Annotated in this window: 19 protein-coding genes; 9 read left to right on the top strand and 10 right to left on the bottom strand. The window is 70.2% G+C overall.

The annotated features are described in order from the left end of the window. Window positions 1-5: 5 nt before the first annotated feature. Window positions 6-461, top strand: a complete 456-nt coding sequence (locus tag ACWEPL_RS03995) for a nitroreductase family deazaflavin-dependent oxidoreductase (protein WP_363970457.1) — start codon at window positions 6-8, stop codon at window positions 459-461. A 2-nt stretch (window positions 462-463) separates the two neighbouring features. On the opposite strand, the gene ACWEPL_RS04000 is transcribed toward ACWEPL_RS03995, so the two are convergent. Genes ACWEPL_RS04000 through ACWEPL_RS04010 form a run of 3 tightly spaced genes read right to left on the bottom strand, consistent with a single transcriptional unit; the run spans window position 464 to window position 3,409 of the window. After that, on the bottom strand, window positions 464-1,294 hold the full coding sequence (locus tag ACWEPL_RS04000; RefSeq protein WP_452435128.1) for a carbohydrate ABC transporter permease: 831 nt from the start codon (window positions 1,292-1,294) through the stop codon (window positions 464-466). Next, window positions 1,284-2,183 (bottom strand): carbohydrate ABC transporter permease, encoded by a 900-nt coding sequence (locus tag ACWEPL_RS04005; RefSeq protein WP_452435159.1) that lies wholly within the window; start codon window positions 2,181-2,183, stop codon window positions 1,284-1,286. Before ACWEPL_RS04005 ends, ACWEPL_RS04000 begins: the two co-directional genes overlap by 11 nt. Then, entirely contained in the window at window positions 2,150-3,409 is a 1,260-nt protein-coding gene (locus ACWEPL_RS04010) for an ABC transporter substrate-binding protein (protein WP_452435130.1), read from the bottom strand. Before ACWEPL_RS04010 ends, ACWEPL_RS04005 begins: the two co-directional genes overlap by 34 nt. A gap of 152 nt (window positions 3,410-3,561) precedes the next feature. Between ACWEPL_RS04010 and ACWEPL_RS04015 the strand changes: the two genes are divergently transcribed. The 6 genes from ACWEPL_RS04015 (at window position 3,562) to ACWEPL_RS04040 (ending at window position 11,064) form a co-directional block, all read left to right on the top strand. Beyond that, window positions 3,562-5,850, top strand: a complete 2,289-nt coding sequence (locus tag ACWEPL_RS04015) for a glycosyl hydrolase family 95 catalytic domain-containing protein (RefSeq protein WP_363970461.1) — start codon at window positions 3,562-3,564, stop codon at window positions 5,848-5,850. A 59-nt stretch (window positions 5,851-5,909) separates the two neighbouring features. Then, on the top strand, window positions 5,910-7,607 hold the full coding sequence (locus tag ACWEPL_RS04020; protein ID WP_452435131.1) for a sensor histidine kinase: 1,698 nt from the start codon (window positions 5,910-5,912) through the stop codon (window positions 7,605-7,607). After that, window positions 7,598-8,245 carry a response regulator transcription factor gene (locus ACWEPL_RS04025; RefSeq protein WP_350726012.1) on the top strand — a complete coding sequence of 216 codons (648 nt, stop codon included), beginning with the start codon at window positions 7,598-7,600 and terminating at the stop codon, window positions 8,243-8,245. Before ACWEPL_RS04020 ends, ACWEPL_RS04025 begins: the two co-directional genes overlap by 10 nt. 94 nt (window positions 8,246-8,339) lie before the next feature. Then, window positions 8,340-9,428 (top strand): hypothetical protein, encoded by a 1,089-nt coding sequence (locus ACWEPL_RS04030; protein WP_363970464.1) that lies wholly within the window; start codon window positions 8,340-8,342, stop codon window positions 9,426-9,428. Then, entirely contained in the window at window positions 9,425-10,687 is a 1,263-nt protein-coding gene (locus tag ACWEPL_RS04035) for a hypothetical protein (protein WP_452435132.1), read from the top strand. The genes ACWEPL_RS04030 and ACWEPL_RS04035 overlap by 4 nt, the downstream gene beginning before the upstream one ends. Next, window positions 10,684-11,064: a hypothetical protein gene (locus tag ACWEPL_RS04040; protein ID WP_452435133.1), complete on the top strand. Its 381-nt coding sequence runs from the start codon at window positions 10,684-10,686 to the stop codon at window positions 11,062-11,064. Before ACWEPL_RS04035 ends, ACWEPL_RS04040 begins: the two co-directional genes overlap by 4 nt. A gap of 88 nt (window positions 11,065-11,152) precedes the next feature. On the opposite strand, the gene ACWEPL_RS04045 is transcribed toward ACWEPL_RS04040, so the two are convergent. The 6 genes from ACWEPL_RS04045 to ACWEPL_RS04070 all read right to left on the bottom strand — a co-directional run bounded on the left by ACWEPL_RS04045 (window position 11,153) and on the right by ACWEPL_RS04070 (window position 16,009). Continuing rightward, a complete protein-coding gene (locus tag ACWEPL_RS04045) occupies window positions 11,153-11,584 on the bottom strand; it encodes a MarR family winged helix-turn-helix transcriptional regulator (protein WP_452435134.1) in 432 nt (143 codons plus the stop codon). A gap of 1 nt (window position 11,585) precedes the next feature. Beyond that, complete coding sequence (locus tag ACWEPL_RS04050) at window positions 11,586-11,990, bottom strand: SRPBCC family protein (RefSeq protein ID WP_452435135.1); 405 nt, start codon at window positions 11,988-11,990, stop codon at window positions 11,586-11,588. A gap of 52 nt (window positions 11,991-12,042) precedes the next feature. Then, window positions 12,043-14,118: a DUF4132 domain-containing protein gene (locus ACWEPL_RS04055; RefSeq protein ID WP_452435136.1), complete on the bottom strand. Its 2,076-nt coding sequence runs from the start codon at window positions 14,116-14,118 to the stop codon at window positions 12,043-12,045. 14 nt (window positions 14,119-14,132) lie between these two features. Then, the gene (locus tag ACWEPL_RS04060; RefSeq protein ID WP_435054238.1) at window positions 14,133-14,222 is read right to left on the bottom strand and encodes a DUF7737 domain-containing protein; all 90 of its coding nucleotides are present in this window, start codon (window positions 14,220-14,222) and stop codon (window positions 14,133-14,135) included. A 14-nt stretch (window positions 14,223-14,236) separates the two neighbouring features. Beyond that, window positions 14,237-14,629: a hypothetical protein gene (locus ACWEPL_RS04065; RefSeq protein ID WP_363970472.1), complete on the bottom strand. Its 393-nt coding sequence runs from the start codon at window positions 14,627-14,629 to the stop codon at window positions 14,237-14,239. A gap of 126 nt (window positions 14,630-14,755) precedes the next feature. Further along, window positions 14,756-16,009, bottom strand: coding sequence for a hypothetical protein (locus tag ACWEPL_RS04070; RefSeq protein WP_452435137.1), 1,254 nt, complete (start codon window positions 16,007-16,009; stop codon window positions 14,756-14,758). A gap of 261 nt (window positions 16,010-16,270) precedes the next feature. On the opposite strand from ACWEPL_RS04070, the gene ACWEPL_RS04075 reads away from it, so the two are divergent. Both ACWEPL_RS04075 and ACWEPL_RS04080 read left to right on the top strand, forming a co-directional pair. Then, window positions 16,271-16,549, top strand: a complete 279-nt coding sequence (locus ACWEPL_RS04075) for a hypothetical protein (RefSeq protein ID WP_452435138.1) — start codon at window positions 16,271-16,273, stop codon at window positions 16,547-16,549. Window positions 16,550-16,708: 159 nt separating this feature from the next. Beyond that, window positions 16,709-17,227, top strand: coding sequence for a hypothetical protein (locus ACWEPL_RS04080; protein WP_452435139.1), 519 nt, complete (start codon window positions 16,709-16,711; stop codon window positions 17,225-17,227). A 58-nt stretch (window positions 17,228-17,285) separates the two neighbouring features. Here the strand turns inward: ACWEPL_RS04080 and ACWEPL_RS04085 are convergent, their stop codons facing one another. After that, window positions 17,286-20,357 (bottom strand): DUF3427 domain-containing protein, encoded by a 3,072-nt coding sequence (locus tag ACWEPL_RS04085; protein ID WP_452435140.1) that lies wholly within the window; start codon window positions 20,355-20,357, stop codon window positions 17,286-17,288. Window positions 20,358-20,368: the final 11 nt, after the last annotated feature.

The following is a 20,368-nucleotide window of genomic DNA, read 5'->3' on the forward strand; positions in this document are numbered from 1 at the left end:
CACCGATGACACAGCAGCAGCAGCGCAAGAGCGGTACGCCCGGGCCGATGTCACGGTGGATCCAGCGGAAGATGAACGCCCGGATGAGTCGCAAGATCCGGCGCGGCCAGGGCTCGTTCATGGGCATGGACGTGCTGATCCTGAACACGGTGGGCCGCCTGAGCGGGCAGCCGCGGCAGTCGCCCCTGGCGTGGTTCGCCGACGGCGAGGACGCCTGGCTGATCGTCGCGTCGGGCGGCGGGGGCCGACACCCGGACTGGCACGCCAACCTGATGGCGCACCCCGAGCGGGCGTCGGTCGAGCTCCCCGGCCGCGACGCCGTGCCGGTGACGCCGCACCGGCTCGACGGCGCCGAGCGCGCGCAGGCATGGCAGCGCATCACCGCCGCCCAGCCCCGCTACGCCAAGTACCAGGCCAAATCCGACCGCGAGTACCCGGTGATCCGGCTCACCCCGCGGTGACGTCACCCCTTGAGGCCGGTGGTCGAGATGCCCTCGGTGATGCGCCGCTGGAAGATCAGGAAGAAGCCCAGGATGGGGATCAGCGACAGCACCGCCATCGCGAGCATCGGCCCCCAGGTGGAGCCGCCGCTGGAGTCGAGGAACGCCCTGAGCGCCAGGGGCACCGTGTACGTGGACACGTCGCTCAGATAGACGAGCTGGCTGAAGAAGTCGTCCCAGGTCCAGATGAAGGTGAAGATCGCGGTCGTGATCAGCGCCGGCCGGGACAGCGGCAGGATGATCCGCCAGTACACCAGGACGGGCCCGCACCCGTCGATGCGGGCGGCGTCGTCCAGCTCGCGCGGCAACGACCGGATGAACTGCACCATCAGGAAGATGAAGAACCCGTCCACTGCCAGGAACTTCGGCACGATGAGCGGCAGGAACGTGTCCACCCAGCCCAGATACTTGAACAGCGTGTACTGCGGCACGATCAGCACGTGGATGGGCAGCATGATCGACCCCAGCATGATCGCGAACCAGAGCTTCCTGAACCGGAAGCTCAGGCGGGCGAAGGCGAAGGCCGCCATCGAGCACGACATCACGTTCCCGGCCACGGCCGCCGCGGCGATGACGAACGAGTTCGCGAAGAACCCGCTGAAGGGCACGCCCAGCGCGGTCCACCCGGTGGCGTAGTTGTCCGCGACCACGGTCTCCGGCACCAGCCCGGGATCGGTGAAGATCTCGTTGTTGGGCTTGAACGAGGAGCTGATCAGCCAGAACAGCGGATAGAGCATGACGAGCGCCCCCACCACGACCAGCAGGTGGAGGGCCCAGCGGCGGCTAGTCGGCATAGTGCACCCAGTACTTCGAGGAGCGGAAGGCCAGCGCGGTGAAGGCCGCGGTCACCAGGAGGAGCACCCAGGCCAGCGCGGAGGCGTAGCCCATCCGGAAGTTCCCGAACCCCTCCTGGTAGATGAAGAGCGTGTAGAAGAGCGTGGAGTCGGCCGGTCCGCCGATGCCGCCGCTGATGATGAAGGCGGGGGTGAAGGCCTTGAAGGCGTTCACGGTCTGCAGCACGAGGTTGAAGAAGATGATCGGGCTGAGCATGGGCAGCGTGATGCGGAAGAACGCGCGCACCTTCCCGGCGCCGTCCACCGCGGCGGCGTCGTAGAGCTCGGCGGGGATCTGCTTCAGCCCGGCCAGGAAGATCAGCATGGGGGAGCCGAACTGCCAGATGTGCAGCAGGACCAGCGTGTAGATCGCGTACTGGGGCGTGGAGATCCAGCTCGGCCCCACGATCCCGAAGTAGCTCAGGGCGTCGTTGATCAGGCCGTCCGCGCCGAAGATCTGCCGCCACAGGATCGCCACCGCGACGCTGCCGCCCAGCAGCGACGGCAGGTAGTAGGCGGCGCGGTAGACCCCGACGCCCCGTACGGGCCTGTTCAGCAGCACGGCGACCAGGAGCGCGAAGGCGCCGGACAGCGGCACGGAGAACACGACGTAGATCAGCGTGACCCGTACGGCGTTGACGAAGTGCGGGTCGTCGGTGAGCATCCTGGCGTAGTTGTCCAGCCCCACGAAGGACGGGGCGGTGAGCAGGTCGAAGTCGGTGAACGAGAGGGCCAGCGAGGCCAGGATCGGCCCGCCGGTCAGCAGGAGCAGCCCGGCGAACCACGGCAGCAGGAACAGGTAGGCCGCGCGTCCCTCTACTTGAGCACTCGTCGAGCTTCTTCGAAGAATCGGGACACCCCCTGCTCGATCGTGAGCTTGCCGAAGCCGATCTGCTGGTTGATGTTGGTGAGCACCTTGTTGTGCAGCTCCCCGGCGCCGAGCGGCTGTGGCGGCGGCAGCGGGCCGACCTGGTCCTTGATCGAGTCGATGTAGTCGTAGACCGGTTGCTCGGACGGCGACGCCTTGGGCCGCAGCGCGGCGCGGATCGGGGTCGCGGGCGGGATGCCGCGCTCCGACCCGAGCCGGCCGGCCACGTCCGGGTCCGCGACGAGCGCGTTGACCAGGGCCACCGCGTCGTCCTTGGCCTTGCTCCCGGAGCTGACGGTCAGCAGCATGGACGGTTTGTAGTACTGGCCGGGCTTGTCGCCGGTCGGGAGGGTGTGGACGCCGACCTCGTCCTTGGTGAGCGACATGTAGGCGGTGAGCTGGTTGGACCAGGCGAAGTCCATGACCGCCTTGCGGGTGGCGACCAGGCTGTTCTGCACGTCGCCCGCCGCGGTGGCCTGGACGTCCGGCGGCGTGGCCGCGCCCGCCTTGCGCAGGCCGTCCCAGAAGGTGAACCACTCCTTGAGGTCGTCCTCGTCGTAGGCGAGCCTGCCATCGGCGGTGAAGAACATCTTGCCCCGCTCCAGCAGCCAGTTCTCCAGCGCACCGCCGTCCTGGGCGCCGTCCTCGGTGCCGAAGACGCCCTTCCCGGCCAGCTTCTTGGCCAGCTCGCCGTACTCGGGCCAGGTGAAGGTCTCGGGGATCTCCACGCCGCGCTCGGCCGCCAGGGTCTTGTTGACGATGAGGGCCGTGGAGTTGATGCCGAAGTTCACGGCGTACTGCTTGCCGTCGATCTTGCCGGCGTTCACCACGTCGGGGTCGAAGCCGGACAGGTCCAGGCCCTTGCCGACGTACGGGCCCAGGTCCAGCAGGCTGCCGCGCCTGGCGTACTCGCCGAGGTAGGAGTAGTCCATCTGGATCACGTCGGGAGCGTTGCCGCCCGCGGTCTGGGTGGCCAGCTTCTCCCAGTAGCCCTCCCAGCCGGAGAACTGGGTCTTGACCTGGATGCCGGGCTTCTTCTTCTTGAACGCGTCGATGGCCTTCTGCGTCGCGGTGTGCCGCGTCGTACTGCCCCACCAGGCGAACTGGAGGCCGGTACCCGAGCCTCCGCCTCCGGCGCAGCCGGTCAGGGCGAGGGCGGCCGCGGTGACGCCGGCCTGGAGGAATCCACGTCTGCTGAGCTCTCTCATGCGGGGGGTCCATCCGTTATCAAATATTTAACTGGGGACGTTAATTGGCGGGTAACACGACGTCAACGCCATGGGTCAATCGGTTGCGGCTTCGAGACGATCCGACCTCTGGGGGTCTTGACCTTGCCGCTTTCCGGAAATACCGTTCATTGGTGCCCGATACATCCGATCTATTTGCGGCGAGCGAGCCGTCCAGGCGCGAACTCCTCGGCGCCGCGCTGGCCGCTCCCGCGCTCGGCGGCGGCGGCGGTCCGCTGCTCCATGACGAGATCGACTGGGAACGCTTCCTGGCCGACGCCGACCTGGTGTGGAAGCGGATGCCGCAGACCTGGTACGAAGGGCCGTTCCTGGGCAACGGCTTCCTCGGCTCCGGCGTCTACGCGCAGCAGGGCGCCAACGCCGTGCGCTTCACCGTGCAGCACAGCGAGGTCCAGGACCACCGTCCCGAGTACGGCGCGTTGTTCGGCCTGGCCCGGCTGCCCGTCGGCCACCTCACGCTGGAGCCCGTCGGCGCGATCACCGGCGTCGACTGGCGGCTCGACCTGTGGAACGCCGAGCTGACCGGCGCCATCACCACCTCCTCCGGCAGCCTGGAGATCAGGGCGTTGATCCACAACGACCGCTCCGTACTGGCCGTCGAGGTCTTACCCAGCGACGGCGAGCGCGACTTCCGGTGGACCTTCCACCCCGAGGAGGCCGTCAGCCCCCGCGCCGACCCGATCTTCAACCGGCCGCCTCCGCCCGGCTACACGGCCAACCCCGCCCCGTCCGTGACCCGCCACGACGACCTGGAGCTGATCACCCAGCCGCTGCTGTCCGGCGGCGGGCACGCGACCGCCTGGCAGGAGGTGCGGCGCGGCGCACGGCGTACCCTCTACGCCGCGGTCGCCTGGTCGTTCCCGCGGGACACGGCGGGCGACGAGGCGGTCAGATCGGTACGCTCCGCGGCCCGGCTGCCCGTCGAGGCGCTGGCCGCCGACCACCGGCGATGGTGGCACGGCTACTACCGCAAGAGCTTCCTGTCGCTGCCCGACCAGCGGACGCAGAGCTTCTACTGGATCCAGCTCTACAAGGTCGCCGCCGCCGCGCGCGGGGACGCGCCGCCGATGGCGACCACCGGCCCATGGCTGGAGCCGACGCCGTGGCCGGCCACCTGGTGGAACCTCAACGTGCAGCTCGAATACTGGCTGATCCACGGCTCGAACCACCTGGAGCTGGACGCGGTCACCAGGAGCCTGTCGCGGTACCGGCAGAACCTCGTCGACCAGGTGACGTTCCCCGAGGACTCCGCGGGCATCCCGCGTACCACGGACATGACGCTCGACAACGGCTCCGGCCTCGGCAACAGCGGCTACCCGGTGGGCGTCCCCGGCCAGGCCACCCCCGTGCCCGAGGTCGGCAACCTGACCTGGGCGCTGCACAACGTCTGGCTGTCCTACCGGCACACGATGGACACCCGGATCGTGCGGGACGTGCTGTTCCCGCTGCTGCGCCGGGCGATCAACTACTACCTGCACTTCCTGGAGCCGGGCTCCGACGGAAAGCTGCACCTGCCCGCCACGTTCTCCCCGGAGTACGGGGTCAACGCGCCGGACACGAACTACGACCTGGCGCTGATCCGCTGGGGCTGCCGGACGCTCGTCGAGTCGGCGCGCCTGCTGCGCGTGCGTGACCCGCTGCTGCCGAAGTGGCAGGACGTGCTGGCGAACCTGGCCGGCTACCCGATCGACGAGAACGGCTTCATGATCGGAGCGGGCGCCCCCTTCGCCAAGTCGCACCGGCACTACTCCCACCTCCTGATGATCTATCCCCTGTACCTGGTCACGTGGGAGCAGGAGGACCGGCGCGCGCTCATCGAGAGGTCGCTCAAGCACTGGATCAGCTTCGAGGGCGCCCTGCAGGGCTACAGCTTCACCGGCGCGGCCTCGATCTCCGCGCAGATGTCGCGCGGCGACGACGCCCACTTCTACCTCGACGAGCTGCTGCGCCGCTTCGTCCAGCCCAACACGATGTACAAGGAGAGCGGCCCCGTCATCGAGACGCCGCTGTCCGCCGCCCAGTCCGTGCACGACATGATCTGCCAGAGCTGGGACGGCGTCATCAGGGTCCTGCCCGCCATGCCGGCCGCCTGGCCCGACGTCACCGTGCACAACTTCCTGACGCAGGGGGCGTTCCTGCTGTCGGCCGCCCGCCGCGGCGGCCGTACCGACTTCGTACGGCTGGTCTCGCTGGCCGGGGCGCCGTGCCGCGTCCGCACCGGCATCGACGGCCCCTTCACCGTACGGAGCGACGGCCGCAAGGTGCCGTGGCGGACGCTGCCCGGCGGGGACCTTGAGCTCGACCTGCGCCGTGGCGAGGAGGTCCTGATCCAGGCCCGGGGCGACGCGGTCATCCGCCCGGTGACCCCGGCGAACCAGGCCCGCTGGGGCCTGCCGGCCTAGGGTCCGATCCGTCCGCGTTCCGGATGGTTCGCCCGTACAATCCCCATCGGGGGTGGGCGATGGCGACACGTTCCAGGGGCACCACCGCGTTACTCGCCGTCGTGGCGGGAGGGGTTTGGCTGCTGGTCGTCAACGCCCTGGGGGCCAGCCCGGGCGCCATCTGGCGGCACAGCCCGATATTCGTGCTCGGCGCGCTGGCCGGCGTCTCCTTCCTCGCGGGCGGGATCGTGGCCTGGCGGGAGCATCCGCGTAACCAGGTCGGCCCGCTCATGGCCGTGCTCGGGGTCGCCTGGATCCCCCAGCAGGTGCTGTTCTTCCCAGGACAGCACCTGTGGGCGCTGGCGCTGTGCGGCCTGTGGGCGGGGATGGCCTGCCACCTGTTCCTCGCCTTCCCCACCGGCCGGCTGGACCTGGTGTCGTACAAGGTGGTGACCGGCCTGGCCTACGTCCTGGCCCTCGTGCTGCCCACGGCCAAGGCCCTCATGCGCTTTCCGATGCCCGTGCCGCTCCGGAATTTCACCGACGCGCTCGATGCCTCGTCCTGGCAGCTGACCGTCCTCATGTCGGGCATGGTGCTCGCTCTCAAGGTCAAGCGCTGGCGTCAGGCCAGCATGGCGCAGCGCCGGGCGGTCGCGCCGGTCACCGGCGCGTCGATGGTCGCGACGGTCGCCTTCGCCGTGGACCGCATGGCCGAGCTCTTCGGCCCGAACCCGCTGCAGGCCCCCATCACGCTCGTCATGCTGGTGTCCTTCATGGCGGTCCCGATGGCGTACCTGGTCGGCCTCATGAGGAGCCGGATGGACCACGGCCGGGTGGCCGACCTCGTGGTACGCCTGAGCAGGCGCGAACGGCGGGGCACGCTGCGCGACGAGCTGGCCGCCACCCTGCGGGACCCCGGGCTGGCCGTGGGCTACTGGACGGCCGAGCAGGACAGGTACGTGGACGCCGACGGCCGCCCGGTCGACCTGAACCCGGGGCCGAGCAGGGTCGTCACCCGCGTCGACCAGGGCGAGGCGCCGCTCGCCGTACTCGTGCACGACGTCGCCCTCCTCGAACAGCCCCTTCTCGTCGAGGCCGCGTGCGCCGCCGCGGCGCTCGCCCTGGAGAACGAGCGGCTCACCGCGGACCTGCGGGCCCGCCTGCGGCAGCTCGCGGCCTCGCGGCGGCGGATGTTGCAGTGGGGCGAGGCCGAGCGCCGCAGGTTCGAACGCGACCTGCACGACGGCGTGCAGCAGCGGCTGCTGTCGGTGGCGATGACGCTCGGGCTGGCCGAGGCCGGCACCGACCCCGGGCGGGCCGCGCCGCTCATCGGCGAGGCCAAGACGGCGGTGCTGGCCGCGCTGGACGACCTGCGCGCGGTCAGCCACGGCATCCACCCGCCGGTGCTGACCGAGCGCGGCCTGTCCGGCGCGGTCAAGGAGCTGGCCGCGGTCGCCCCCATGGCCGTCACCTGCGACCTGGCGCTGGACGAGCCGCTGCCGCAGGCCGTGGAGAGCGCGGCCTACTACATCGTCAACGAGGCCCTGGCCAACGTGACCAAGCACGCCGCCGCGTCGAAGGCATGGGTACGGCTCTCCCTGGTCGGCCGCCGCCTCCTGGTCGAGGTGGGCGACGACGGCGTGGGCGGGGCCGATCCCGCGCTCGGCTCGGGGCTCGCCGGGCTCGTCGACCGCGCCGAGGCCAACGGCGGCAAGCTCACGATCGACAGCCCACCGGGGAAGGGAACCGTGCTGAAGGTGGTCCTGCCGTGCGCGTAGCGATCTGCGAGGACTCCACGCTGTTCCGCGAAGGCCTGGCCCGGCTGCTGACCGAGGCCGGGTTCGCGGTGGCGGCGTCCGTCGAGCACGCCGACGAGCTGCTCGCCCATGTGGCGAAGGACCCGCCCGACGTGGCTGTGCTCGACATCCGGTTGCCGCCCACGCACACCGACGAGGGCCTGCGCGCCGCGGTCACGCTGCGGGAGCGGCATCCGCAGGTGGGGGTGCTGGTGCTGTCGCAGTACGTACGGGTGAGCTACGCGGTCGAGCTGCTCGGCGGCCGCACGGAGGGCGTGGGCTACCTGCTGAAGGACCGGGTGTCGGACCTGGCCGAGTTCGCCGCGGCCATCCGCCGGGTGGGTTCGGGCGGGTCCGCGCTGGACCCGGTCGTGGTCGAGCAGCTCGTCGGCCGCCACCGGCAGCCCGGCGACCCGCTGCGCATGCTCACCGAGCGGGAGCGCGCCGTGCTGCGGTTGATGGCCGAGGGGCGTACGAACATGGCGATCGCCGAGCTGCTGGTCATCGCCGAGCGCACCGTGGAGAAGCACTGCACCAGCATCTTCGTCAAGCTCGGCCTGGAGGCGAGCCCGCACGACCACCGGCGGGTGCTCGCGGTGCTGCGCTATCTGAACGCCTGAGGGGTGCGGATAACCGTACCTACCGGTGGGTGCCAGCCGGGTTCCGCTTCCGGTGGCCATCGCGAAGGATCGGATCAACGGAAGGAGCATGCTCATGGTGGCAGTGGACGCCGGGGTCCGGCGGCTGCTGGCGGACTCCGGGGAAGCACGTACATGGGTGAGCCCTCGGGCGGACCTGGTCATGGCGTTGCTCGGCGTCTGGTACGGCGTCGGGCTGATGATCGACGCCTGGGCGCACAGCACCCTGGCCGAGTTGGAGACGTTCTTCACGCCGTGGCACGCGGCGTTCTACTCGGGGTTCGCGGCGGTGTCGGGGTGGATCATCTGGCAGGTCTACCGCAACGTGCGCACCGGCCGGAGCGGGCTGGCCGCGGTGCCGAACGGGTACCTGGCGGGGTTGCTCGCCATCCCGGGGTTCGCCGCGTTCGGGTTCGCCGACATGATGTGGCACACGTTCCTGGGCATCGAGCAGACCATCGACATCCTGTTCAGCCCGTCCCACCTGGGGCTGATCCTGACGATGATGCTCATCATCACGACCCCGCTCCGCTCGGCCTGGAGCGCCCCGGACGTCGGGGAGCGGCCCCGGCTGTCGCGGCTGCTGCCGGCGCTGATCGGGCTCGGCTTCGGCGCCACGCTGGTGTCGCTGTTCGTGTCGTACGGCAACGCCATGCAGCGGAGCCCGGACGGCATCGTCCGGGACTTCTCCGCACTGGAGGGCAACGGCGCCGACATCCTGGCCGCATCGATGATCATCACGAACATTATGGTGCTCGCTCCCGTGCTGTTCCTCCTGCGGCGCTGGCAGCTGCCGTTCGGGAGCGCGACCGTGCTGTCCGCGGTCGGCATCCTGATGCCGGGCGCGCAGACGGCCTTCCGCAACCTGCCGATCCTGCTGGCGTTCGTCGCCGCCGGGCTGGTGAGTGACCTGCTGATCCGGTGGCTGCGGCCCTCGCGGGAGCGCCGGGGCGCCTACTGGGCCTTCGCCGGCCTGTCGGCGTTCGCCACCTGGTCCCTGTACATCGCGGTCGCCTCCGTGTTCGCCGGGCGGCTGCCCGTCGTACCCGAGCTCTGGACCGGCGCCCCGATCGTGGCGGGTCTGGTCGGCCTGGCCCTCGGCGCCCTGTTCCTCCCGAACGCGCTGCCCGCGGAGACCGGCGAGTCCGGCGTACGGCGGGCATGATCCGGCTTCTCTGCCTGGTCGGCCTGCTGCTGGTGGTGCTGCTGGCTTCGCCGGCGGCGGCGCACGACGTCAAGGCGGGGGCGGACCTGCGGATCGCGCAGACGATCGCGGGCGCGGAGCTGACCCTCGTGATCAAGGCCACGACCCGGGTGCCGGGGCCGCTGCGCGTCGAGGTGATCGGATTCCCGTCCGCCCCGACGCTGGACCTGCGGCTCCGGTCGGTGACCGACGGACGGGTCGTGACCGGCACGGTGACGCCGGGCCGCCCCGCCCAGCTGCGGGTCGAGGAGACCGGGCCGCACGAGCTGACCGTAGGCGCCGGGGGCGAGAGCGCGGTGATCCCGTTCCGGGTCCTGGTGGACCGGGGTTCGGGGTGGGAGTTCCTGATCTACGGCGGCCTGTTCGTGGCCGGGCTGCTCCTGGTGGGCGGGCTGCTCACCGGCGCGTTCAACCGGCGCGGCCGGTCGGCGTTCGTGGTGACCGCGGTCGCCGCGGCGGGGCTCGCGGTGGCCGCGTTGATCGTGATCCTCGACCCCTGGCTGCCCGCCCGGTCGCCGGACGGCGCCGAGCCGCGTCCCACGGACTCGCTGCTCGGCAGGCCGTACGTGCAGCGGGTCGTGACCACGGTCCCCGCCGCCCCGGCGGTGGGCGAGGAGTTCGTGGCGCGCGTGGAGTTGTTCGACGGGTCCACCGGGCGTCCCGTCGACGACCTCACCATCCACCACGAGGCCATGGCCCACCTGGTGGTCACCAGCGAGGACGGCCGTTACTTCCGCCACGTCCATCCGCTGCGCACCGCGCCCGGCCGCCTGGAGGTACGGCTGCGCGCCGACCGCCCCGGCCGCTATCTCACCTACGTCGAGCTCGAACGCACCGACTCCGGCGGCCAGCTCCTCACCGGCTCTTTCACGGTCACCGGGTCGGCGAAGCCCACGGCCGCGTCCGACCCGGCGATCCAGGACGCCGCCGCCACCGGGACGGTCACGGTGACGCCCGCCGCACCGCAGGCGGGACGGGCGGCCACCGTCGAGGTGGCCACCAGCGGCACGCCGCGGCCGTGGCTCGGGATGGCGGGTCACCTCATCGTGCGCGGCGCGGACGGCGAATTCCTCGGCCACGTCCACGAGATGGGGACGCCCGGCAGCCGGTTGCGCTTCACGTTCAGCTTCCCCGCGCCGGGCCGCTACCTCGCCTGGGCGCAGTACGCGACGGACCGCGGCATCACCACCGTGCCCTTCACCGTGGAGGTCCCCCGATGAGGCAGGTCACGGGCCTTAGGCTACTGATCCTCGGCGGGCTCGTGGCGGTCGTGGCGGCCGCGTTCGTCATCGCCCGCACCTCGGGCCCGGACCCGGTGACCACCACGGGAACCCGCTACGCCGTCACCGTCACGGCCGACCGGAGCGCGGTCGACATCCGGGTGGACAGGGGCGAGGCCGACACGGTCATCGTCGCCGCCGTCATGACCACCATGGGTCACGCGGTGCCCGAGGTCACCGCCAGGAAGGCCGCCCCCGGCCACTTCGTCGCCGAGGGTGACCTGTTCCTCATGAACGGCGCGTGGGAGCTGTCGGTCCGCCTCGCCGGCCGCTCCGGCGAGGAGACCCTCACGCTCAACACTCTCGTCACCGACTAGCTCTCCGGGCCCTTCGGCGGGCTGTCGCAGGACGGTGACGAGGGTCACGGTTGTCCTCCCGCGAGTTGTCGCGGGACGGTGACGAGGGTCACGGTTGTCCTCCCGCGAGTTGCCGTAGGACGGCGACGAGGCCGGCCGTGTCGGGCACGGCCCGGAAGAACTCGGCGTCGGCCCGCTCCACCTCCTCGACAGCCCGCCGGGCCAGGCCGGCGCCCTGATCGGTGACCCGCAGCAGGCGGGCGCGGCTGTCGGCGGGATCCGGCTCACGGACGAGCAGGCCCTTTTCCTCCAGCTTGCGCACGACCTGGGAGGTCATCTTGACGTCGGTGTCGGCGAACGTGGCGACGGCGAGCTGATTGGGCAGCTCGCCGTGCCGGTTCAGCCACTCGGTGCTGGCCAGCAGCACGAACTGGACGTGCGTCAGGTCGAAGGGGGCCAGCGCGGCGGCGATGGCCCGCTGCCAGCGCAACGTGGTCCGCCAGAGCAGCAGTCCCGGGCTGTCGTCGGGCGCGAGCGCCATCTCAGGACGCCTCGGCCAGCTTGATCAGGGCGGCCATGGCGTCGGGGACGTCGGAGGTGACCATCGGGCCGATCTCCTCGGCGCCCGGGCCGGTGATCTCGACGCGGTGGGTGACGCGGGTGCCGGTCCCGGTCTCCGCCAGCCGGTGGATGAAGCGCAGGGTCAGCTCTCCGATGACGGTCTCGTCGGTGAACAGCTCGCCGGTGACCAGCTCGACGATGCGGAAGCGGACGGTGTCCTGGCCTTCGGGGGTCATGGTGCCCTCGGTGCCCACCTCGAAGGGGCCCTCCAGGTCGATCTGGAGGAGGCTGGTGTCCCATGCGGTCCAGCCGTTGACGTCGGCGTAGAGGGCCCAGACGGCCGCGGCGGGGGCGGGGGTGTCCAGCGTGTGCTCGTAGGCGTACATGCCGCGTTCCTCCTGGAGGGTTTGATCCGTGCGCAGACTATCTACGCGTAGACTATATCGCCCGGAGCTGGCGAGTGATGGAGGGGTCGGTGATGGCGGTGTCGTTCGTCAGCAGGAAGGCCTTGCTGAGGATGAGCGCCAACCGGCCGTCCTCCTCGAACGGAAGGAACAGCCCGGCCTGGGGGGCTCTTGCGGCGACGATGCACAGGTAGGCGTCGTTGGGTTCCATCAGGATGTTCGCCGACCCCAGGTGGATCTTGTAGGTGCGCAGATCACCGCGTACCACCAGGAAACGGTCGGTCATGGTGCAGCGGTCGGCGATGGTCGTACGCCCGATCAACCGGGACAGCGCGTCGCGGCGCACCTCGGCGGAGGGCGGCAGGGCCGCGAACGAGCCCGTCCGCCAGTAGTCCCGCAGGTGGTCCGGCCCCTGGTCGGCCCACTGGGGATCACTCGTGATCGAGGCGACGCCCACGAACAGGTCCACGTCCCGCATGGCCTCGCTGAACACCAGCGCGGGAACCTCCGTCAACGGCGCCTGCTGCCACCTGCCCTCGGTCAGCCGTTGGAAGTGGACCGGGCCGGTGCTCGCGTGGTGCTCGTCGTACAGGCCGTGGTCGAAGTACACCCGCCACCGTCCGCTCGCCAGCACCCGATGGGCCTCACCCTGGTAGCCGCCGTCCCACGGCCCGAGGAAGGGCGACTGCCAGCCTCGCTGTTTGAACAGCGCCCGGAGCCTGCGGTAGTCCACCACGTGCCCGTCGAACCGGAAGGAGTGGATCCCGGTCTCCTCCTCGGCGGGCGTGAGCAGGTAGACCTCGCGGAAGGCCTGCTTGAACGGCTGGCGCAGCTCCTTGCCCTGCACCACCTCCCGCCAGGCGCGGACCTCCTCCACCGACGCGCGCGCCGGATGCCACAGCCGTACGGGCACGTCCGGCACGCTCATCCCCAGCTCGCCGCGCCACACGCCGGGCGAGACCTCGAACTCCCAGATCAGCCGGTCGACGACCGAGCGGCCCTCCAACTGCCGGTAGGGAGCGGCCTTCTCGCCGGTGTATCCGGCCTCCAGCGCCCTGAACAAGGTCACCTGCTGCTGCATGGTCTGCTTGGCCAGCTCGCGCAGCCGCTTGACCTCGTCCGGGTGCTCCCGCCTGACCGCCGCCGGGACCGCCTTCAGCTTCCTGTCGCCGTGCCACCACGACAGCTCGACCTCGCCGTCGGTCGAGATCACCGCCGTGTGCTCGCCGAACGCCTGCCGTACGCGCCCGTCGGGCAGCCTGAACGCCACCTCCAGCCGCTCGGCCAGGGCGGGCTCGATGCGCTTGAACATGCGATCCAGCTGCTTGGGCACCCCGGCGTGCCGCGTGACCTGTCGGGCGGCGCGCAGCGCGGAGATCGCCTCGGGCGTCGGGTGGTCCCGCACCGCGCGGGCGATCTCGAACAGCAGCCCCTGGGAGGGCAGGGTCCTGGCCTGGGTGGGCGCCACCGCGATCCCGCGCGCCAGCGGATCCAGCAGGCCGGGCAGCCAGGGCTCGTCCCGGTAGAGCGCCAGCCGTACGGCCCGGCCGAGGGTCGACTTCTCGTCGTCGCCGAACGCCTTCTCCGCCGTGTAGGGAATCTCACCGGCGTGGATCGCCGCGACACGGGCCTCGGCCGCCTCCAGCGCCGTCCGGGCGAAGCCGGGGTAGCCGGGCAGGGCGTCGAGCCATTCGATCACGCCGGGCAGCGACTCCTCCCACCGCACCCGCGCCGCCTCGGCGAACAGCGCCCGGCGTTCCACGTCCCAGCCGAGCAGCATGTCCGTCTCGGCGACCGCGATCGGCCCGCACCTCTCGGCGAGCCGGGCGCTCACTTCGGCGTCCATGCCCGCCAGCCCCGCCGCCACCAGCATGGGGAAGCGTCCGTACGACCATGCGCCGTCCTCCGGCATCAGGAACCCGACCAGCTCGCGGGCCGGCGCGACGAGCTGCTGCCTGGCGCGCTCGTCGATCGCGTACCGCCCCGGTGCCGAGCCGGCGACGCCGGTCAGCCCGACGTTCAGCTGGGAGGCGTCGGGCCAGCGCGTGGGGTCGTTCGCGGTCCCGTTGATCAGATCGAGCAGGCGCTGCGCGAGGGGGGAGAGGTGCATGCCGGTGGGTCCTGTCAGAAGTGGATCTGTCGGGTGATGGACGGGTCGGTGATGGCGGCGTCGGCGGCCAGCAGGAACGCCTTGGACAGAATGATCGACAACATGCCGCCGCCCTCCGTCAGCCTCCGACCAGCGGGACGAGCTTGACGAAGGAGACGACGGGGTCGGCGATCAGGTCGATCTCGTCGTCCAGATCCAGGATCTGCCGGTCACCGACCAGCAGCAGGAAGCCGTTGCGGGCGAAGGCGGCCTCGGCGGTGTCGGCCTGCTTCTCCCAGTCCAGCCTGCGCGCGCTCCGCATCCGGTAGCCGTTCAGCTCGGCCTCGGCGTCGGTCGGTTTGACCAGACCGCGGAAATGGTGGGAGGGGGAGGCGTTGTAGCGGGCCACCTCCTCGCGTACGCGCAGCCGTACCAGCTCCCGGGCCGAGATCCGCTCGGGCAGCTCGGGCACGGAGAACTCCTCCAGAGCCCGGCCGGTCGCGGTCTCGTCGCGAAACGTCACTGATGCCATCGGACACCTTGCTTCCATGAAGATCAGGCGGTGCGGCAATCTATAGCAGCGGCGAACGACAGAAACCCCGACGGCGGCGGGCCTGCTGTCCGAGACCTGCGCCGTCTTCCCTGAGGGCTGAATCCGTCAGGGACGTCGCGGCCTGGGCAGCGCCGCGATGACCCCGGCGAGCACCGGCAGTCCGGTGGCCAGGGCGGCGATCGCCCACCACGGGGTCTCGAAGGGCACCCGTGGCAGCACGTCCCAGTCGATCGAGGCCGTCATCGGCCACGCCAGGAACAGCCCGACGACGCACCCCGCGAACGTCCCCAGCGCCGTTCCGCAGAGCATGCTCCAGCCTGCGCGACCCGCGGCGAACATCCGCAGCGGCAGGGGCGAGCCGGCGCCGACCCGCAGCAGCACCCGTCTCGTCCGGCCACCGGCGCCCGCCTGGCCCCCCGCGACCAGCGCGCTGGCGACCGCCACGACGATTGCCGCCGCGACCTCGCCCATCCATTCGGCCGACTCCTGGAACTCCCGCTCGACGTAGGTGTTCAGGTCGCCACCCAATCGCTGGTTGATCCGCTCCTGCTCGGCCTCGGTCGTCCGGTGGGCTGAGGGATCGACGATCAGTTCGATCGGCTCGGGGCGAAGGCCCAGGTCCCGTATGACCTTCGTCGGGATGAAGAGCTCGTTCACATACGGGTCGGCGGATTCGACGGCGATCGCGGGGATGGACTTGCTCGATAGTTCTTTCGCCTGGTCGTCGTCGGCGTAGAAGATCGTCACCGTGTCGACCTGGATGTCGTTGGGCGTGACCACCACGGCTTTGCCCTCGTCGTACGGCGTGTCCGGATCCCCTGTGAGATAGCGGAGAAGCTCCCGGTCGCCGATGAAACCCTCCGGATCGATGCTCTCCGTGTCCGGCAGGTCCTTGACTTCCATACTGAAGTGCCCGCGATGGTTCGGAGCGTCTCTCTGGGCGATCGGCACCCCGGGCAACTCCTGCTGTACGGCTGCCCGTGAGACTGCCGGGTCGTCCGACCGGACATCCACGACAAGCGCGCCCGAACGAGCCCGGGGAGAGTACCCGGCCCTGGTCTGCGCCGCCTCGGCGACCGAGACGATCATCCATGCGATGGCGATGGCGGTCATCACCATCGTGATCGCGATCGGCGGAGCCGTACGGGGGCTGTTACGGGCCACGTCACGGGCGGCCAGGCGGATCGCCGGCGACAGCCGTGCGGTGCGCCGCCGCAGGACGCCCAGCAGCCACGGAGTCAACGGCCCCAACCCGGCGAGAAGCAGCGCACCCCCATTGATGGCCGCCAAGGTCTGCAGAGCCGACCCGAAGTCGTCATAGTGCTTGTCCTCGTGCGTCGCCCGGGCGATGACGGCCATCACCATGAGGCCGAAGGCCGCCGAAGCCGCCCCCCACAACAGGAACCGCGATCTCAGATGGGCATGCCGGGCCGACCCCCACGCCAAGAGCACTGAGCTGCACGTTAATGCCACAGGAATACCCAGGACCAACAGCCCTACGCCCACGATCACGGAGGAAGTGTACGCAACGTCACCCGGAGAATTAGGATATTTCTACTTTCCCCGTGAAAGAGGTCGACTGTGCGTGTGTGGAGGCTGTTCGCGTACTGGTTCTGGCGCGTGGACAAATCCCTGGGCGGTGATGCGGAGCCGCACCGTGGTCAACGTTTCTCCGCGGCCCACCCCGTGCGCCTCGGCCTGATCATGGGACCCGCTTTCGGCGCTCTGATCGGCATCCTCCTGCTGGTCATCGCCCTGGTCGCCGCGCAGCGACCCCTCACCTTGACCACCCTGCTCTTCTCTCTCGGCCTCTCGATTTTCGTCGGGGTGTTCTTCGTAGGCCTGGGCTACTTCGAACGCCTGCGCCAGCGCCACTATGGCCACTATCGGGAGCCATAGCCCTCTTGGGAAGTGCCAAATTGTCAACAATCGAAGCTTCCGCGCCAAAGAACCAGTGAGCGATTGCCGTTTCCATCATGGCGCTGATCGTCGGCTACGTGGGCATCTCCATTTACGCCACGATGGTCGTCCGAGCGCTGCCGCTTCTACGCTCCCTCCGTGGCAGACATCGGCTATCTGGACGCCCTGCAGATGTGGTTCTCGGGCAACAGCGCCTTGCAGGACTCCACCATGTACGGCCTGGGCATGCTGTGGTGGGGGCGATTCGGGAAGATCGCCGCGTTCCTCGGCGGAATGACGGTCGTCCTCGACATCCTCGGCCCAGAACGGATCCGTGAATACGGCGGACGCCTCCGAGCCGTCCCCCGGTCCCGCACCCGGGGAACGCTGACAGCTTTGGCCACGGCAGGGGGCGCGATCGTCGCCGGTGCCATGGGGGCCGCTGCCGAGATCGCCACAGGGCTCGGCAAAGGTCTGCTCGCCCTGGCGGTCCTGATCGCGACGATCGTCCTCGCCGTCGGCTGGGTGGCGATCTCGACCGCCAGGAGCAAGCTGTTCGAGAACGCCCTCAAAGGCGTGGCCTGGGTGCTTGAGCATCCGAAGTCCCTGGGGTGGTGGCGCGTGATCAGCCTCCTCGGCCTGGTCGTGGGCTTCCACTTCGACCTGCTCGCCTCATGACGCCCGCGTCGGCTCAGCCCGCGTCGGCTCAGCCCGCGTCGGCTCAGCCCGCGTCGGCTCAGCCCGCGGTGGCCTTGGCGTAGTGGAACACCTCGGGTGGAAGCGGGTGTTCCAGGCGCCAGACGAAGCGGATGGGTCGCTCGCCCTCGTGGCTCACGTACCGCATGGGCCCGGCGTAGGTGTACGGCGGAGCACCAAACCCTTCGTCACGTTTGGACTGCCGTACCAGGAGATGGACCGTGGATTCACCCGTCAGATAACGGCGGGCAGTGGCGGCGGAGGCCCGCAGCGTGCTCTGCGACTCCCACTGGAACAGCTCCTCGCTGATCGCCCGGTCGTGGTACAGCGTGGTGGGGGAGTAATGGTCCTCGGCCTTGTCGACGGTGACGAAGAACAGGTCCGCCCGGTGCTCCTGAACGTATTTGACCCCTTCCCGCATGTGCGCGGGCCGGTCGATGCCGAAGGCGGCCAGCACCTCGTTCTTGCTGTAGCGGGCATGGACGTGCAACGGCACGACGGCGTCCAGCCGCGGGGCGACGTGCCGGATTCCCGAGCGGAGCACGTTCGCCAGTTCCCCGAGCTCCACGGCACGGGCACCGGTGAGCCGCGCCAGGCGGGCCTCCATGCCGGAGACGGGCTCGGTGCCGCCCCACAACATCGCATCGAGCATGGCCATGAGGCGTAGCTCGCGCGGAGACCGGGGAGCCCGGCCGGCCAACACGTCGCTCACAAAGGTCAGACGCTCGACGTCGTCGATGTGCAGCATCCGGCCCAAGGCGCGCCCGAGCCCTTCGTCCGGGGCCACGGCGTCGAACCCCGCGGCGTGCCGAAGGGCGGCCCAGCCCTGGCGGCGCCTGTAGAGGTCCTCCACGTCCAGCCCGGTCTCCCGCAGGAACGCGGACATGCTGACGTCCCCCAGCTCGCGGAGCTCGCGCGCCAGGTCCCGCCAGTTCAGGCTGAGCGCCTGCCGTACGTTCTCGAGAACGAGCCGCCGCACGTCACGATCCAGATCGATCACGCACCCGGCGGGCAGCGTCGGAAACCCCCGCTCGATCTCCCGCGCGATGCCGGTACGGCTCGCGCCCGTGAGCGCCCGATAGCGCCGATCGAAGCGGAACTGCTTGTGCTGATGGCCGACGAAGTCGAGCACGGTCAGGCACGGCTTGTCATCGGCCAGCCGCAACCCGCGCCCGAGCTGCTGCAGGAAGACGGTGGCGCTGTCGGTGGGCCGCAGGAAGAGCACGGTGTCGATCTCCGGAACGTCGACGCCCTCGTTGAAGAGGTCGACGGTGAAGACCGCGTTGATCCGGCGTTCCCTCAGGTCACGCAGCGCCTGGTCACGCTCGTCGTTCCGGCTCTGCACGGTCACGGCCACCGACGGGAGCCCCGCCCGGGTGAACCGGTCGGCCATGAACCGGGCATGATCGACACTCACGCAGAACCCGATGGCCCGCATCCGTCCGACCTCGCCGACCTTCCGCCGCAGCGTCTCCAGCACCACGGCGGCGCGGCGGTCGTTACCGGTGTAGACGTTCGAGAGCTGGCCCATGTCATACCCCTGGCCCCGGCGCCAGCCGATCTGGCGCAGGTCGGTGCCGTCGTGGACGCCGAAATACTGGAACGGGGCCAGCAGCCCGCGCTCCAGCGCCTCCCACAGCCGCAGCTCGGCGGCGATCCGGCCGTCGAACCAGTGCTTGATGTCCTGCCCGTCGGCGCGTTCCGGCGTCGCGGTCAGCCCCAGGAGCACCGTGGGCCGCACGCCGGAGAGCAGCTGCCGGTACGTGGCGGCCTCGGCATGATGGAACTCGTCCACCACCACCATGTCGAACCGGTCCGGCTCCGGCAGCGGGTTGGCGTGCAACGTCTGGACCGAGGCGAACACGTGCCGCCACCGCTCCGGCCGGGCTCCGTCGACGTACAGCTCGCCGAACGTCTCGTCCCGCATCACCTGCCGGAACGTGAGCAGGCTCTGCCGCAGGATCTCCTTCCGGTGCGCGACGAACAGCAGCGACTCCGCCTGACCGGCCGCACGCAGCCGCCGGTAGTCGAGCGCGGCGACCACGGTCTTGCCGGTGCCGGTGGCCATGACGACCAGGTTCCGCCACCGGTCGTGGATCTGCCGTTCGGCGGCGAGCTCGTCGAGGATCTCCCGCTGGTAGGAGTACGGGCGGACGTCCACGTGCGCGAAGTCGAGCACCACCGCCCGGCCCCCGGCCCGCTCGGCGGACAGGGCTCGGTCGAGCCGCTCCGCGTCATGCGCCGGATCGTAGGGCTCGAACGACGGATCGCCCCAATAGTCGTCGAACGTGGCTGCGAACGTGTCGATCAGATGCGGCTGTTCGGCCTGAGCGAGGCGTACGTTCCACTCCAGCCCATGGCTGAGGGCGGTGCGCGACAGGTTGGAGGAGCCCACATAGGCCGTGGACAGGCCGTTGTCCCGCTGGAACAACCACGCCTTCGCGTGCAGCCGGGTCATCCGCGTGTCATAGGAGACGCGGATCTCGGCGCCCATGGCCGCCAGCCGGTCCAGGGCCAGGCGGTCGGTGGCGCCGATGTACGTGGTGGTCACCACCCTCAGCCGGCCGCCCCGCGCCACGAACTCCTCGATCGCCTCCGCCAGCACCCGCACGCCGTTCCACTTCACGAACGCGCACAGCAGATCCACCCGATCGGCCGAGGCCAGCTCGCGCTTGAGCTCATGGCCGATCTCCGGCTGCCCACGGCCGTTGACCAGCAACGCGCTACCGGTGAGGGGGATCACGGGCCGCGCGGGAAACCGTACCCGACCTGCCGCATCCCGATCCCGGCTCCTGGCGACGCCCAGCAGTTCCTCGGCGGCCTCCAGGAGTTCCTCGGGCGAGGCGGCCTCGGGCACCAGGTCGCCGATGAGGTCGGCGACCTTGTTGACGATCTCCACCTGCCGCGCCAGCCGTACCGCGTCGTTCTCGCCCCGTACGGAGCGCAGCGCCCGGCGGGTGAGCGCGGCCAGATGCCGGGCCAGCGTCTCGTGGGAGTCGGCGATGTCCAGCGCCCGCCGGTCGACCAGGTCGCGATCGGGTACGGCGCGCAGCAGGCCGTCCAGCTCACGAGTGATCAGATGCTGGTAAACGCCCGGCTGGAGATCGCTCACTCGGCGACTAT

This window comes from Nonomuraea sp. NPDC004186 (genome assembly GCF_053603495.1).

Coding starts and splice junctions, on each gene's coding strand:
- ACWEPL_RS03995 (WP_363970457.1), top strand. CDS start 6: ATGACACAGCAGCAGCAGCGCAAGAGCGGTACGCCCGGGCCGATGTCA.
- ACWEPL_RS04065 (WP_363970472.1), bottom strand. CDS start 14,629: ATGGCATCAGTGACGTTTCGCGACGAGACCGCGACCGGCCGGGCTCTG.
- ACWEPL_RS04050 (WP_452435135.1), bottom strand. CDS start 11,990: ATGTACGCCTACGAGCACACGCTGGACACCCCCGCCCCCGCCGCGGCC.
- ACWEPL_RS04035 (WP_452435132.1), top strand. CDS start 9,425: ATGATCCGGCTTCTCTGCCTGGTCGGCCTGCTGCTGGTGGTGCTGCTG.
- ACWEPL_RS04060 (WP_435054238.1), bottom strand. CDS start 14,222: ATGTTGTCGATCATTCTGTCCAAGGCGTTCCTGCTGGCCGCCGACGCC.
- ACWEPL_RS04020 (WP_452435131.1), top strand. CDS start 5,910: ATGGCGACACGTTCCAGGGGCACCACCGCGTTACTCGCCGTCGTGGCG.
- ACWEPL_RS04030 (WP_363970464.1), top strand. CDS start 8,340: ATGGTGGCAGTGGACGCCGGGGTCCGGCGGCTGCTGGCGGACTCCGGG.
- ACWEPL_RS04010 (WP_452435130.1), bottom strand. CDS start 3,409: ATGAGAGAGCTCAGCAGACGTGGATTCCTCCAGGCCGGCGTCACCGCG.
- ACWEPL_RS04055 (WP_452435136.1), bottom strand. CDS start 14,118: ATGCACCTCTCCCCCCTCGCGCAGCGCCTGCTCGATCTGATCAACGGG.
- ACWEPL_RS04070 (WP_452435137.1), bottom strand. CDS start 16,009: ATGGCCGTCATCGCCCGGGCGACGCACGAGGACAAGCACTATGACGAC.
- ACWEPL_RS04000 (WP_452435128.1), bottom strand. CDS start 1,294: ATGCCGACTAGCCGCCGCTGGGCCCTCCACCTGCTGGTCGTGGTGGGG.
- ACWEPL_RS04045 (WP_452435134.1), bottom strand. CDS start 11,584: ATGGCGCTCGCGCCCGACGACAGCCCGGGACTGCTGCTCTGGCGGACC.
- ACWEPL_RS04040 (WP_452435133.1), top strand. CDS start 10,684: ATGAGGCAGGTCACGGGCCTTAGGCTACTGATCCTCGGCGGGCTCGTG.